Annotated in this window: 13 protein-coding genes; all 13 read right to left on the reverse strand. The window is 38.7% G+C overall.

Features of this window, described 5'->3' with window-relative positions:
• Positions 1 to 183: 183 nt before the first annotated feature.
• The gene (locus AC5JMK_RS02270; protein WP_495909285.1) at positions 184 to 1,578 is read right to left on the reverse strand and encodes a hypothetical protein; all 1,395 of its coding nucleotides are present in this window, start codon (positions 1,576 to 1,578) and stop codon (positions 184 to 186) included.
• Positions 1,579 to 1,596: 18 nt separating this feature from the next.
• Positions 1,597 to 2,772: a glycosyltransferase family 4 protein gene (locus AC5JMK_RS02275; RefSeq protein ID WP_495909286.1), complete on the reverse strand. Its 1,176-nt coding sequence runs from the start codon at positions 2,770 to 2,772 to the stop codon at positions 1,597 to 1,599.
• A gap of 22 nt (positions 2,773 to 2,794) precedes the next feature.
• The gene (locus tag AC5JMK_RS02280; RefSeq protein ID WP_096673254.1) at positions 2,795 to 4,060 is read right to left on the reverse strand and encodes a glycosyltransferase family 4 protein; all 1,266 of its coding nucleotides are present in this window, start codon (positions 4,058 to 4,060) and stop codon (positions 2,795 to 2,797) included.
• Positions 4,061 to 4,247: 187 nt separating this feature from the next.
• Positions 4,248 to 5,432, reverse strand: coding sequence for a glycosyltransferase family 4 protein (locus AC5JMK_RS02285; RefSeq protein WP_495909287.1), 1,185 nt, complete (start codon positions 5,430 to 5,432; stop codon positions 4,248 to 4,250).
• A gap of 56 nt (positions 5,433 to 5,488) precedes the next feature.
• The gene (locus AC5JMK_RS02290) at positions 5,489 to 6,661 is read right to left on the reverse strand and encodes a glycosyltransferase (protein WP_495909288.1); all 1,173 of its coding nucleotides are present in this window, start codon (positions 6,659 to 6,661) and stop codon (positions 5,489 to 5,491) included.
• Between the two features lie 63 nt (positions 6,662 to 6,724).
• Positions 6,725 to 7,465: a class I SAM-dependent methyltransferase gene (locus AC5JMK_RS02295; RefSeq protein WP_096673248.1), complete on the reverse strand. Its 741-nt coding sequence runs from the start codon at positions 7,463 to 7,465 to the stop codon at positions 6,725 to 6,727.
• A 96-nt stretch (positions 7,466 to 7,561) separates the two neighbouring features.
• The gene (locus tag AC5JMK_RS02300) at positions 7,562 to 8,647 is read right to left on the reverse strand and encodes a glycosyltransferase family 2 protein (protein WP_495909289.1); all 1,086 of its coding nucleotides are present in this window, start codon (positions 8,645 to 8,647) and stop codon (positions 7,562 to 7,564) included.
• Positions 8,648 to 8,680: 33 nt separating this feature from the next.
• Positions 8,681 to 9,703 (reverse strand): hypothetical protein, encoded by a 1,023-nt coding sequence (locus tag AC5JMK_RS02305; protein WP_096673244.1) that lies wholly within the window; start codon positions 9,701 to 9,703, stop codon positions 8,681 to 8,683.
• A gap of 99 nt (positions 9,704 to 9,802) precedes the next feature.
• Entirely contained in the window at positions 9,803 to 10,930 is a 1,128-nt protein-coding gene (gene glf, locus AC5JMK_RS02310; RefSeq protein WP_096673242.1) for a UDP-galactopyranose mutase, read from the reverse strand.
• 5 nt (positions 10,931 to 10,935) lie between these two features.
• Positions 10,936 to 11,316, reverse strand: coding sequence for a hypothetical protein (locus AC5JMK_RS02315; protein ID WP_096673240.1), 381 nt, complete (start codon positions 11,314 to 11,316; stop codon positions 10,936 to 10,938).
• A gap of 67 nt (positions 11,317 to 11,383) precedes the next feature.
• Complete coding sequence (locus tag AC5JMK_RS02320; RefSeq protein WP_096673238.1) at positions 11,384 to 13,417, reverse strand: HAD family hydrolase; 2,034 nt, start codon at positions 13,415 to 13,417, stop codon at positions 11,384 to 11,386.
• A gap of 51 nt (positions 13,418 to 13,468) precedes the next feature.
• Complete coding sequence (locus AC5JMK_RS02325) at positions 13,469 to 14,749, reverse strand: glycosyltransferase (RefSeq protein ID WP_495909290.1); 1,281 nt, start codon at positions 14,747 to 14,749, stop codon at positions 13,469 to 13,471.
• A gap of 32 nt (positions 14,750 to 14,781) precedes the next feature.
• A complete protein-coding gene (locus AC5JMK_RS02330) occupies positions 14,782 to 15,828 on the reverse strand; it encodes a glycosyltransferase (protein ID WP_495909291.1) in 1,047 nt (348 codons plus the stop codon).
• Positions 15,829 to 15,889 lie beyond the last annotated feature (61 nt).

Consider the following 15,889-nt stretch of genomic DNA (forward strand, 5'->3'; position numbering starts at 1 on the left):
GAGATTGCTCGCTCGATTTAAATGCTGAACAGCTTACGCTTGGTGTTAAGGATTTTTAGTATAAAAATTTGGTCTGTAGAGACGCGAAATTTCGCGTCTGGTACAAATAATTGTGGGCTTAACACCAACCATATTGCTCTACAAAGGATTGTGGACTTAACACCAAGTGTATTGTTTTATAATTTAAATTTCAGCCTTTAATTGTCTATTTGCTTCTGTACCCAATTGTGCATTATAAAAGCGCGAGTACTTCAAAATTTGTAACTCATGCCATCGCATACCAATTAACATAGCCATTGAGAGCATATAGCCAGGTTCTTCTAGCTGAGTGAAAATGAAACCATAAATCAACACAGTCAGCATTGTAAATTTGCAAAAGTCATCCAAGCAAATTCGATACCAGACGATAGATGCAAGATATAAATAAGCTCCTAAACCTAGAAATCCAAAATCTCCCCAAATACCAGCCCATCCCCAAAGTGGAGCGAAAAAGCTAGAGTCTAACCAAGCAGTTTCACTCCAAGCATCCCAAACAGCCTGGCTAGCAGGATGGATAGTAGCACCCAATGGTTTTAATAAAGATGAGTAGTCCTTTAACATCCATCCCCCTAATCGCCCAACTGTATGACCTGGACCAAGACCAAGCAACCAATTTAAGGACGATTTATAAAATGTCGGAATAATTCTAATTGGTGCTAACTTAAGTAATGTCGCTTCACCATCAGGACCATAAAGCCCTGGTCTGATCCAAGTATTAAAAGCGGCAAATGCTTCTACATTTCCTATGCACCACCACAATCCGTAACAAATTAAAATTGCAGCTATCAAATATTGTATTGTTTTTCTCAGATCTTGTAATTTAATCAGAATTAATATAAACCAAGCTAGTAGCCAAACTAAAAGTACCTGTTTAGCGTCAGCGAATAATAACTGAAAAAAGGCAGCAACAATCACAGAAAGTCGTAACCATATTGGAGCAGTCTTGGCACTGATTAAATAATACAAACCAAAGCACATAGATACAGAAGCAGCAACAACATGACCGGAGCCTGTGAGATAGAAAACTCCTTGAACATTGTCTGTTGGTTGCATTTCAGTAACTCTTAAACGTCCAATGGTGATTAGAAAATGTTGGGCGATCGCTAAGAAAATATGAAAACAACCGAAACGTAGTATCCAAACTCTAAATTTTTTAAAGTTTTCTTGAGAAATAGGAATACAAATTATTGCCAGTAAGACTAGAAATGGCTCACTCAGCAACATCAACGATAAGAAGATATTAATTAGCCCAGCTTTATTTAAAAAGGCGCTGGCGGTCATAGTTCCGAGGAGAATTAAAAAACTAACTAGAACTGCTTTAGCAATTGAAATTTGGTTTTTATTTCTTACCTTAGTTTTAGTGACTACAATTCCACAAGCTATTGGAACGATGACGAAGTGAACAAAATTGATTGGTGAGGGGAAGCCAATAGAATTAAGAATCCGGGGGAAAAAAGCGGTAGCAAAAGCTAGTAGTATGAGAAGTGAATTTTTAATGTATCCTTCCTGTTTTTTGTAAACCCCTATCCCGGTGTTCATCTATCCCCCTGAATTTAGTTAATTTTTGCCACCAAAGTTTTGCATTTTGGTATAAATTTCCATTAGTTTTTGGTAATTTTTCTGAACTGTGTACTTTGCTTCAAACTCTGCTCGTGCTTCTTGGCGCATGTCAGCAAGCTTTGCTGGGTTTGCTAGAATCCACTCTACCTGAGTAGCTAAATTATCTGCATCACCACGACGGAAATGAAGCCCAGTTCGACCAGGATCTACCAATTCTGCGACAGCACCGATATTGGTAGCAATCACGGGAGTTCCTTTAGCAAATGCCTCAACTGCTACACGCCCAAAGGTTTCATACCATTTCGAGGGAAAGACTAAAAACATCGCTTCTCCCATCAAATCATGGACTTCTGACATTGGTCTGCGTCCTAGCCATTCTATATAGGAATGTCGTTTGACAGCTGCTATCACTTCGTGAGCTAAAGGGCCATCCCCTACAATTTTGAGAGGTATTTTTACATCGAGATGTTCCCAAGCTTTTAACAGGGTGTCTAAACCCTTTTCTACAGAAAGTCTACCTACAAAAAGGGCATAGCCACCACTTCCCTTACCAATCGCAGGTTCAGGACTGACAAAGTTTGGTTTAACCACAATTTTATCTGCTGGCAGACCACCAGCAATAAATTTTTGGCGAGCAAATTCAGTCAGAGCGATGTATAGATCCACCGTTTTTACCCAAGTGTTCATCAGTCTATGCACACTCAGCATTGTAGTGACACCAACACTTGCCACTTTGCTGTTGCGATAACAACCATGCAAGACTCCTGGATAGGGAACAGGTAGCCCCAAGCAGTCTTCACAAATGTTACCTTCCCGGAAAAACAACGCATTTGGACACAGAAAACGGTAATTGTGTAAAGTCTGAACTACAGGGACTTTCTGTGCTTTGGCTGCATAATACACTGAAGGCGAAATCAGGGGGAAAAAATTCTGGACGTGAACAACATCACAGGGCTGTTGTTGTAACCTAAGCCTGACAGTCTGGTAGGCTTCATCTGACCAAACTGTTTTGGCAGCGACATCTAGCTTACTCAAATTGGCAAGGCGATCGTTATTTTCTTCGTAAACTTCGACTTGATGCCCCATCTCTCGTAAAAGGTTGACCTCAGCCTCGTGGCACTCGTCTTCTCCGCCGCGAATTTGGTAGCTATTGTGGATACTTAGAATACGCATACGAGGTTATTCCCACAATAGACTAGTTAGAGTTAAGTAATATCGGTTCAGTTTGAGGAGTGCGACGCCCTACAATTTCTTCATAGAGTTGAGCTAAGGCTGCACCCATCACTTCTCGGTCAAACACCTCTTTGACTCTGGTTTGTGCCGCTTGGCTCATTTGACTTCTCAATTCTGGATCTTGCGCTAAATGGATCATTGCTGACGCCAAATCCTGTGCAGCTTGTTCAGGTGTGTGAGCAGGAACTTTAAAGCCAGTGGCGGATGTCACTTGCACAGCCGGGCCCCCCAAATCTAGACACAAGACTGGGCGACCTGCTGCCATTGCTTCCAGACAAACCCAACCACCAGAATCATGGAGGCTAGGGTGAACCAATGCGATACACTCACTCAATTTCTCTAAGCTTTGCTCTCTTGGTAGCCTTCCCCAAAATTTTACCTTTTCGGCAATTCCCAGTTTTTCAGCCAGGTTTTGTAGGTTTTGACGCTCAGGCCCATCACCTAGAATCCAGTACTCGCTATTCGGCAAATTGGCTTTAGCAAAAGCATGTAATCCCAGGTGAAAACCTTTCCAATGCAAGAGTCTACCCATACTAATAAATCTGACGGTGGAGTCAGTGGGCATTAAACACTGAGCAAGATTGAGAATTTCTTCTTTGGGTAAACCTGATTCGCAAATCACCTCTACTTGATTGACACCCATTTTGCGAATGCGTTCGGCTGTATCTTCTGTCGTGGCTCGAATGAGAGTACTTTTTTTGGCAGTCATATGGACAAATGGATCAAGTTCACCAACCCAGCGAACCAAGCTGCGTGCAGTTTCATAAGCTTTGGCACGTAGACTAAAATCTTTCCAAAAAGCCTTTGGTGCAGATTCTCCACCACCCACCGGGCCCCAAATAAAGGGAACAGGCAACAGTGACAGGAAACTAGGATTGGAATATTTCACAAAAGTGACATGGTGAATGGCATCAAAGCCAATTTGACGATGCAGGCGACGGGCAACAAAATATGCTTGAATTTGCCAAAGATAGTAGTGAATTTGCATCGCCCCTGATTGGTTCCAACGCCACACCCCCCCCAATATGGGTAAATTAAAATATGCAAAATGCAAGTTAGGGACTGGATTACGAGCTAATTCTGCTTCAATGATGTCACCACTTTCATCAGGTCTAGTCAATACCCAGACTTCATGGTATTTGGCGACTTCTCGTGCAACACTCCAACCTACACCAGGTTCAGAACCCCTACCTGGTTCACATGAGTAGGCAGATATCAGGATTTTCATAAATACCTCTTGAGTATAATAAAATACTAATTTTTTAGGAATGAAACCGTATTTATCCGGTCTCTACAAAGGATTGTAGTGTTGATCAGCAAGCGTATTGGAATATAGTGATATTGATAGCAATAATCATATTTAGGTTTAAATACGTATCTTGAATATAAGAGACAGAGGCTTTAGTTTATTGTTATCAAGTTGAATTTGGTAAGGAGGGTTTGGTAACTTCGCCTTTTGGTTGTTGTGATGGATATAAAACTTGAGTTGCTTTTATTTTTAGTGATTTCTCATATATTTGAGCAATTTGCTCTGCGGTTTTTTCCCAGGTAAATGATTTGACTCTTGATAGACCTTTCTCAACTAATTCTTGATAGTATACAGGGTCGCTGTAAAGACGACACACAGCATCTGCTATTTCTTGAGGATTTGTGGGATCTATCAAAATTCCAGCATTATCGACTACTTCCGGCATAGCAGAAACTTGAGAGGTAATCACCGGTATGCCGCAGGCCATTGCTTCTATAATTGTGATGCCAAATCCTTCATGTAATGAGGGTGCAATCAAACAATTAGCAGCATTATAAATTTTTACCAAAGTAGCTTTATCTGGTTGTCCTAAATACTTTATATAGTTTTCTAGCCCATGAGTTTGGATATATTGTTTCTGATCGGGTTTGAAGTCTGAGCCTGCTTTCCAAAACTGGATTGGTAGCCCTTGTTCTTTCAAAATTTTGACGACTGTCAGAATAGTAGAAATATTTTTACGTGGATGATCTGAACCAACATTTAATAGACAAAATGTCTCAGGTGAAATATTATGTTGCTGGCGAAAAGACTCTGCTTGGTGTTTAGGTAGAGGTTGATATATAGCTTCAACAGCATTAGGAACAACAGCAATGCGATCGCAATTAATATTCAATATTTGAGCTGTGTCTTTAGCTGTAGTAGAAGAGACAGCAATGATATGATCTGCATATCGCATGGTTTGCACAGACTTTTGCCACATACCACTGCTGATGATTGGCAACTGTACTGAACCCTGAAGATTATTACGGTAGAAGAAGTTAATTAAGTCGTGACAGGTAACAAAGGCAGGTTTACCCTGATTTTTTAACCAATTAATAATATGAGCTTCGCTATGGTCGATAATATGAAAAATATCTCCTGGTTGTTTTTGTACCTTGCCTGGAAAACCCCAGAAACGCTCATAGAATTTTTTGGCTCGCAAAGTCCAAGATCGACTTTTTCTATCTACGGGGTGGGGTGCTAAATCAACAATTTCCCAATCAGGTCTTACAGTTCGTAGTCCCGAAATCAGACCATCAGCATAGACATCCATACTAAAATTGGGCATTGTACGCACAATTACTACACGCATTTTTACCCTATTCCTGCAATTTAATTTGATCAAAGCTAAACTCAAAGGACTTTGGCTCAACTATTAACACTAATGGCATACTCTCCTTTGTTTTGATTGAGTAATATATTCCAGAGGTTGATTAAGCGTTCGGCTATTCGTTCATGAGTATAGTGTTGTTCAACTCTCGAAATGACATAGTTTCTTAGTTCTTGTCGCCAATTTGGTTCGCGGATCATCTTTTCTAAAATTGCCGCTAGTGTGTGAGCATCTCCTTCTGGAAACACCAGATCATTTTGACCGATGACGTTGGCAATTTCCCCACTATTAGAGCCAACAATCGGCACACCCATTGCCATTGCTTCAATTAACACATGACCAAATTGTTCTTTCCAAGTATCAGTGGTGCGTGAAGGCAGAACTAAGACATGAAACTGGCTCAGTTCCTCTGGTGCTTGTTCGTGGCGTACTGATCCCCGCCAGATGACTAAATCGGCAATCTGCTGTTTCTGTGCTTCTTGCCTCAGTGATTCTTCGTATGATCCGGAACCACAAATAATAATTTGATACTTTAAACTCCGTTCTCTCAGAAGCCGAGCGGCTGCAAATATAGTGTCAATACCTTTTTCTGGAACCAATCTTCCGAGAAAGCCGATGCGAAACTCTTGATTTTTGCCTCCCTCGGATAATCGCGGACTGAATAAACTAGTATCCACTCCCATCTGAGGCATAACTTCCATCAAGCCAGTGTAACCCCACTGACGCAGCAAATTTGCGCCATCTTGATTACCAGGAAGTATTAACTGTGCGGTATTGAGGACAAATTGGCGTACCCAATGGCGCGGTTTTGGTAGGTTACGTTCCATGTTCTCCCAACCAAATACGACCAATGGCTTACCTGTGAGTCGGCTCCAAACTGCTAGCTCAAAAGCACACAGAGAAAAGACTTCTTCCTCAACTTGCACTAGATCGGGTTGAAAATCGTTAACTACTTGCCAAATTTTCCAAGGTGGATAAATGTGAGCGCCACCACGACCTGTAAATAATACAGGTGCTGTATAAATTTTGATTTTGGGGTAGGGTTTTTCTACCTCAAAAAAGCGATTCCACTCCAGAGCTTTCCAGTTACTAGGAGTTAGCAAGCCAACTTCGACTTTATTTGTTTCGGCGATCGCATTCAATTTTCCCTGGTTCACTCCTACTACATAGGTGTGACTGATAAAAAGTACGCGTAGCTTAGAGTTCATCATTCTAGGGAATTTTGAGTGTATTGGAACATGATTTTGTCATACAGCAATTTATCAAGAAGACCTCTATGAACGATATGCTCGAGCCAAGAGATTTTTTGTTGGTATTTTGGGACGACCTGCTCCTTCTGCAATAAAAATGAGTTGGTGCAATAAGCACAAGTATGCTTCTTTTAGACGTCCTAAGAGTGTTGATGCAGCCCACTGGGGTTTGATCTCAACTTTATTAGATTCAAATCCAGCTATTAATAGGAGATTAAGAAGAGTGTTTTCTGCAACTCCGAATTCGTGAGAAAGGTCATTATATCTGTACAAACAACCAAATATACTACCCATATTGGGAGTTTGAATGACGACGCAGCCATTGGGTTTGAGTTTTTCTCGAATTTGTTTGAGAAATTGAGATGCTGATTGCTTTGGTAAATGTTCTAGAATATCGAGGGCGAAAATCACATCAAACTCTTCTGCTTTTTCAAATTCATTTAGTTGTTTTGCATCAAATTTTTGGACAAATGTTAATCCCAATTCTTGGCAAATAGCTACATTTTGCTCTGAAATATCTAAGCCTGTAAGATTGTTATATCCTTTTTCTTTTAAAAATGTGAGTAAGGCTCCCTCACCACAACCTACATCTAAAATTTTGATTGATCGATCTGTGGGGAGCCAGTTTTTTAAAGTACGTTGAAATGATTTAAAAATTTTTTCTTTTGCGAGCTTATCTTTAACTGTTGGTCTACCAGACAGTTCATTATATCGTTCATAAAGTTCATCAATTGTATTACCACTAGATACATTGTTTGAAGACATGATATTTATCTCCTAATCATAAACGCAATTTATGATTTTTATTTCTTTAGATAATACTAGTAGCGATCGCCATCTTTGTACATAGCTGATCGTGAGTCAACGCGCTAGTAGTTTCCTCACCCAAGACTTTAGTTTACCCGAACCATAAACTAGTTTGAACACAGGGGCAAAAAGGATATCTGGTAGATATTCACCCCACTTCAACAACCATTTTTGATGAGGAGAACTAAAACTATAGAATTGTGGGTGATTTACAAGCTGGCGATGAATTTCTTGCCTCTTCGCTTTTGGTATACCTTTGAGACGGGCAATTAAATAGCGATCGTGACAAACTAGCAAATTCAGGCTCAGACTTGTGAGCTTTTGTGCAAATACCTCACCATAGACACGTCTTAAAAACAGTTTTTGTTCTCTATGGACAGCTTCAAAAACACTTTGGCTCCGTTCTAGAGAATCAACGGTGGAAGTTACCTGACTGGTTGTATTTCCTCCATGAAAGCGGAATTTACTTAACGCCTCTGGAATAGATTCAATTACAGTGATAAATGGTGCTAAATAGGAAACTAAACTATCTGCATTACGTCGAAATATTTCATTGAGAGGAAATATCAATTCAGCGATTTCTCGTCGCACACTTAATGCAGATGCTGGAGGTACATCTTGCGGAGAACCACCATTTTCTAAAGCCTCAAGTGCAATCCAACCCGAAGATAAATGCTTAAACATAGGAGTCGGTCTCAGCAAGTTTCCCTGACCATCTATTTGCATGACATTATGAATGACAAAGCCATATTGAGGATCGGACTTGAAAGCCTCCACAACTTTTTCCAACTTTCTATCCATCCAGACATCATCTGCATCAAGTAAGCAAATGATTTGACCTTTACTTTCCCTGTATGCTGCATTTAAGGCGCTAGCAACTCCACCATTTTGTTTACTGATGAGTTTTATCCTAGAGTCCTTACGAACATAGTTTGCAATGACATCACAGGAGTTATCAGTGGAACCATCATCACAAACGATGATTTCAAAGTTTTGATATGTCTGGCTCAAGACACTTTCTAAAGTCTCACTAATGTATTTGTCATAGTTGTAGTTGGCAATTACTACAGATACTAATGGGCTATCAGGAAGCCGGGACATTTGAATGGGTTGCAGTTTTTCAGTTTGCACTTCTTGCATGAGTTTTTGAATTCAATACTCCATAAATTTGTGTTATTTTGCTGGACTTGATAATACCTCTTTAGATTCTGATGAGGTTGTCTTTAAACAAATTTGAGAATATATTTCTTGTAAATATTGCCTCATAGCAGCTTCTTGAGGTCGAAATGAGAAGTGTCCAGCAAAGACATTGTTGAGAACAATGATTGGTCTAGACAAGCTCATGCAATCTTTACATAGATGTGACTCATCTATCCCAAGACCACCTTGGGAAAAAGAAGTTCGCAAGCCGCCAAATTTTTCCCAAAGTTCCTTTTCAAATAAAATAGCTCCTATGCTGAAGCGATGTGGTACAGGTGAATAACTAAAAGGCTGTGTTCTGATATAATTAGCCGTATCATCAAACGGTAAGCTTTTTCCCCATAACCACTTAGCGGCTTCTCCATCAGATTGTGCTTTAATATCACTAGCAGCATGTATAAATTCGCCAAATTTCTCTTTATATTCTTTCTCAGCTGCAATAGTTTTTAGAAAATTAATGTACGAATAACCATTGACATTCAGGATAGGAGCGCAAACTCCAGGAGAGTATAACCCTTCTTCTTGAATACGTAAATATCCTTCTTGCAGATCATCGAAAAATCCCTCAGAAATGAAAATATCTTCGTCTAATTTGTAAATCCATTTTGCTTGTTGATGGTTCGCTATTGCTAAGTTTTGAACTAGCGCAACTTTGTTGTCTTTTGTATAAAGATATGACCAGCCTAGATTTTCTGCTAACTGTGCTAAAGCATCAACATACAAGCCAGAAGAAGCTATACATACATCAATATCTGATGGAATAAACTTGGCTATTCTATTTAAAGTTAGAGGCCATAGAAACTCTTTGTAACCAGCAAGTATAACGAGAAGGCGCTGACTACCCTTACTTCTATCAATAAATTTGTAAGAACCATTAAAGTTTAACCAGGTTATCCATCTCATTAATAAGCTGGCATTAGCTTCAAGTTTGATAGGTACCTTTGTAAGCCGAGTATTTGACTTCTGAGATAGTTGTTTTGGTTTACTAATTGTCATCTTAATTAATATCTCTATGTAATCTGCGATTTATTCTACAAAAAAATGTTTCTACCCAACTCTTTCATGTACCTAATAGTTTAGGACGTATAATCAATCCTAAATAATAGTTGCTATTTCTTTTTCAAATAGACCAAGCGCTCTTAACACAGCTTGATCCATATCGTAGTACTTGTAATCTGCAAGTCTTCCTGCAAAAAGTACTGTTCCGTTCAATTTCTCTACTTCTTTAAGGTAAAGGTCAAGGCGATCGCGATTTTCTTCATTCAGAATTGGATAATAAGGATCATTTTTTCCAGGTATATAAGCTTGAGGATATTCCCTCACCAAAGTAGTTTTAGGAGAAATTTGTCCTGACAAGTATTTCTGTTCAGTGATACGAGTAATATCGTAATCGTTGGGGTAATTGACTGTTCCAACTTCTTGATACCATTCTTGATCTAAAGTCTCAAACTCAAAATTTATACTACGGTATGGCAATTCACCATACATATAATCAAAGAATGTATCAATCGGACCAGTGCAAATTATCCGATTAAACTGAACGTCGTTGATAATCTCGCGGTAATCTGTATTTAGAAGTATTTTAATATTGGGATGAGCCAATATTCGACGAAACATTTCAGTATAGCCAAGCTTGGGCATAGCTTGGTACGGATCTTGAAAATAACGGTTATCTCGACTGATGTAGACTGGAACACGTCCTGTGACTCCCCTATCCAGTTCTTCTGGTTTGACTCCCCACTGCTTCATGGTGTAGCGAAGGAAGACATTGTCATAGATATACTCAGCTAAAAAAGTGAGATCCCCGCTTGCACTTTCACGTAGTTTTAAAATGGGTACTTTGACTCCAAAACCAAAGTTTTCTAGAAGTAAATTTTCTAGTTTTTCTGCATATTTTGGTGGAAAAAGAGCATAGAGGGAATTTAGATTAAAAGGAATAGGAACTTTTTTTCCCTCTAATACTCCAAGTACATGGTGATAGTAATGTCTCCACTCTGTAAATTGTGAGAGATAATCCCAAACTTTTTTTGATTTCGTGTGGAAAATATGGGGACCATATTTATGTACTAAAATGCCATGCTCGTTGTAATAATCGTAGGCGTTGCCACCGATGTGGTCTCGCCGTTCTACAATTAAAACTCTCTGTGCAAGTTGAGTGGCAATTCTCTCAGCCAGCACACACGCAGAATATCCAGCACCTATTATTAACCAATCAAATTTCATAGAGTTTATCCTTGTTTAACACTAAGAGGTTTTGAACTTTCACATTCAACTAAAGATTGTGTATTTTTTTCACTTTCTAACTCACTGAAAGTGTTTTCTGCTAAATTTGCTAGTAGAGATTGTAATTTCATGCGATAAATGTATGGCCAACCACCTTCCTCTTCAATATTTTTTAATAAGGTGTAAAGGCCCTGGCGATTACTGGGCAAAGATTCCAGAAAGAGACTATCTCTAATTTCTCGATGTAAACCCTCTAGCAACCGTAGTAATGCAAGTAATGCTAAACTATCGCCCTGGCAATTTTTTGCTTCTGACTGAACTTGCAGTTCAATAGTTTCTAACCTCAAATTATTTCTTTGTTGTTTCAGCTCTGTATTGATGTACATGCTGTATGCTCTTAGAACTAAGGTAGGGTAAATTAATTTCTCGAAAAAACGATAGCCAGAGTAGAGGTTAAGTAGGTTGACTTATTTGTTGAGTTGAATTAGCAAGCTTTGGCTTGATAAATTTTCTCCTGATTTGGCGGATTTTATTAACTGTCTTGACTCCAAACAAGGTTTTCATGATTGGATTAGCTCTTACAACTGAGGCTGTAAACCAAACATCTGGATGTCGATGCTTACTAAAAAGCAGTAATTTACACCAATCAACTAAATTGTAAATAGGTGCTAGTTCATAGAAAGAATTTTCAGTTATATCTCCAGCCATGACAAAGGAGCCAAATACTTCTGCTTCCTGATAGGAAGGTTCTAAGACAAACTCTCTTGACAAAATTTCAGTCGCTTCATAAAAAAGATTAATTGTACATTCCTGCACGTCCAAATTAGTTGTTAGTTGCTTTGCAAATTCAACCGTCGCATTTTGCAAGACATATAATCCCCAGTTAATCGCTTCTTCGTTTTTTGGTTGACGAAGAATAGGGACATATTGGTTATCGCGTCGCTCATATCTGGTAGTGCTACCATGATCTGCTGACATGAACAGCTCGAACAAGCATCTGTACTTACATAGAAAATAGCGATCGCCAGATGGTTGATCTACATCATAAAAATAAGCAAGTGATTGATCTTCCTTAAATGGCTTAACTCGCTCTTGAAGCGCAAAATAAAAACCATAAATGCCAGATTCGGGATAAATACCAGCAATGTTCAGTAATTTACTCAAAGATCTTTGTGTGCGTCCACTCCAGCCAATATCGACAAAACCAAAGGGAACTCCATCACCTATCCCTTCTTGACGGAAATAACCAATCGCCTGATCGCGATAGCTAGCAGCAGTTGCGATGATCAGATCGGTAACTTCTTTCTCTGTAAAAATATTCTGCATCAAGTCGCGTTCGTGCTGCTGAAGATTGAGATCCCATTTTTCTGTTGAAAAGCCATAGCGATTCAGAACATCTTTGATTTGATCGGGTGAGATGTTTACTCGGTCACATAAAGAGCGAATTGATAAAAAGCGATCAAGTGAACCAGTCGCAACCAAAATCCAATCAAGCTCATCTTCACCAATCTTCTGAATTGCAGGCATGTGCCACGCTTGACGCGAACCATATAAATAACGGCAGTCAATTGCAAACCCCCAATTTTGGCAGATCACCTGAGCTATTTTGTGCAGTATCTGCCCATCTCTGGCGACAAAGTATAATCTTTGAAGTCCTCTTTGTTGGGCTTCGACTAAACACCAGTACACGAAACCAAATAGAATTGGAGCAACAGCACTTGCTGTCGTTTCCCAAATAACTTTTTGATGATTGTTTGTTTCTTGAGACTGCAAACGGGTAAGCCTACTGGCTCCAGCGAGTAGGGATCTAAACTTTAAAGAAAATTGAGTTGTTTCTGCAATTTTTTGCTCATAGCGATTCAGGTGAGCTTGAGTAAAATATTCAACTGGAATACCAAGCTTTTTCGGAACTTTTATATCAGCTTGTCGGTTATCTCCAACATGTTTAAACTGTTCTCGTTTGACTCCTTCTTGTATCAAACAGTATTTAAATAACTCACCACTTCCCTTATTAATTCTTGTTTCAGATGAAACGTATAAAGTACTGCCTGGAGTCCAAACTTTGTTTTCTTTCAAGAAATTCCGAATAACTTCTTCAGACAGATACATATCCGAAATATAAATTACTCTTTCATTCGCTTGATAGAGCGACTGAATGCGTTTTTGCGTAGCAGGTACTGGACGTAAACTCGATAGCTCAATTTCTATTTCTTTTTGTTTTGCCCTTTCAACTTCATCTGTTGACCAGTTTAAAGAACTAGCAATTTGTTCATAAATTTCTTCTAGTCCTATTTCATAAACAGGTCCAGTTTCTCTAGCAATTCTTTCAGCCTCCATTCTTAGGTGAGACCAAGATTCAGGTGCCATTTGAATTAAATTATCTTTTCGGAGTTGATCACCTAATTCCCAGAATAGGTCAGTTGGTTTTGCCCAAATTCGGGTTATGGATGTATCAAATACGTCAAATGAGTAAACAATCTTTTTCATGAGAGTCTCACCAATGTGCTAGAGGATTTAACAAAAAGTGCAAGGTTTGACTTATGGATTGATTGCAGGTTCTGTTGAAATAACAGACTCTAGGTCAGTTTTCGACAATGAATGCTCAAAATTCTGATAGAGTTGCAGATGCTTTTCAAGAAATACAGTATTTGAAAACTTATTTTCAACATCTCTTCTTGCTTGCTCACCCATTACTTCTAAATCAGGCGACAATAAGGCTTGGCGTAAGGCTTGATTTAATGCTTGCTGATTTGTAGGCTCAACTAGAATACCGTTTTGTCCATTCTGAATCATCTCTGGAACACCTCCTGTGGAAAAACCAACGACTGGAGTAGATGCAGCCATTGCTTCTAGAACAGTGAGTGGTAGGTTATCAGCAAGGGTACAAAAAAGCATGATGTCTGCTGCTGAGTAGACTTTTGCTAATAAATTAGGGTTTGAAATGTAACCCATTTCTTTGAATTCAAGTCCCTCTAACGCTTGCTTTAATTCATCATTACAAAGTCCTACAGCTATTACGAATGGAGATAAATCACGTACACTTTGAAGTGCGGCGATCGCATACTTCACACCTTTACGGGGATCGTCAAGAACATGTGCAGAAATTGCCACTACTTTGCGGTTTTCTGGAATACCTAAACTATTTTTTGCTTCTACTTTATTCACTATAGGAAAGATGCTTAAATCAAGACCATTAGGAATTACCACAGGTGATGATTTGAATTTAAGAGCTTGTTGAGCTTCCTGAAGCATCCAATGGCTAGGAAAGATATAGCGAATATTAAATTTTCCAGCAACCCATCGTTTGATTGCTTGAACTTCTCGTGTGCGATCGCTTAGTTTATTTTTCCATCCATCTTGAGGTAGTTGTGGACATCGATGACAGTAACTAGTAAACTTTTCACACTCCATCGGGTACATACAACCGCCAGTGAACGCAGAACAGTCATGTACTGTGAAAAATGTCGGTTTACGCCGGGAAGTTAGAGCTAGAGTGATTGGAGAAATAGCAGTAAAGAGGTCATGAAAATGGACGATATCGTAATTATCAAGAACCTTGTTGAGGTTAAACCAGTATTCAACTGGTAATAACTCTCTAAAACCATATTTATTAGTTTTTTGATGAATATTTTTACAGAGTTTTAGTTGAAAACCTTCTCCGTAAAGACTGTGTTGGAATGAGAGAGGCTCTTTGTACTTAAAGGCAATAAAATGCTCGGTTGAGTGTCCAGCGTCATTTAACCAGGTAGCCAAATTCTCTGCAACTCTGCTTGCTCCACCTCCATTTCTATCAGATTTACTAATAACAGCTATTTTCATATATTAGGAATAGTTACTATATTTCAATGTATTTAGCTATGAGTAGGTATATTTTTTCTAAATTTGAGTAATGTTGTATTAAAACTTAAAATGCCGTATATTATATACCTAGCTACAGCAATTAAATAAACTTTAAGGGCATATTTTCTTGGAGATAATTTTAGATTCCAGCCCGCATGAATTAAACTACTTTTCCACATTTCTTTCTTGGCTAACTCTGAGTAGAAGTAATGAGCTAGACCTGCAATGTGAGAATATTTGTTTTTAACAATTTCTGCACGAACTTTTTCAGGCAATTGATACATACACATATCAACTGTATATTTGGCTTCCCAAATATTTTTACCTGTAAGTGCTAAACGGTTTGTGTCACTTCCTGAATGAACACGATAATAAGCAACCTGCCTATCTAAAGTAACCGCCTTGCCATAAAGACCCGCTCTAAAAAACATTTCCCAATCAGCAGTATGACTAAGTGGCAGATAATAACCACCAATTTCCTCGTAAACTCTGCGAGGTATAACCACAGTGGGTGTATGAATTGTATTTTTAACAGCTTGTATTTTTGGAAAGTCTATTATGACTCCATTGTTATTATTCAATGGTGACTCAATATGGATGTGATGATTATTTTCGTCAATAGAAATTGAAGGGCTAATTATTAAAGTAGCTTCTGGGTGTAATTGGAAAAGCTCTGCATAGGATGAATAAAAATCTGGTGCAACAAAATCATCACCGTGAAGAATGTGGAGAAATTGACCTATACTACGCTGAACACAGGTATTGAAGTTACGAATTGCACCTACATTTTGAGGTTGACGATAGAAAGATACTCGTCCTTTACCAATTTCTTTAACTACTGCTTCTGGGTCATCTTTAGTTGAGCAATCATCTACAACCTCAATTTGCATGTGTTCTGGCCCTGGATCTTGTGCCATAACACTCTCAAGAGTTTGAACAAGGTAATTAGCGCAATTGTAAGTAGGAATCATTACTGACCATAATGGTCTATAAATGCCTTCAGGGACAGGAGCAATCTGAGGGTATTCTATTTTTTCAGGGATTTTTGTCTTCATCATTTACTTTAAATAATTTTAATAATATGGAACATAATCAATTAATTAGACTTTCTTCAAAGAA

The organism is Pelatocladus sp. (assembly GCF_059505505.1).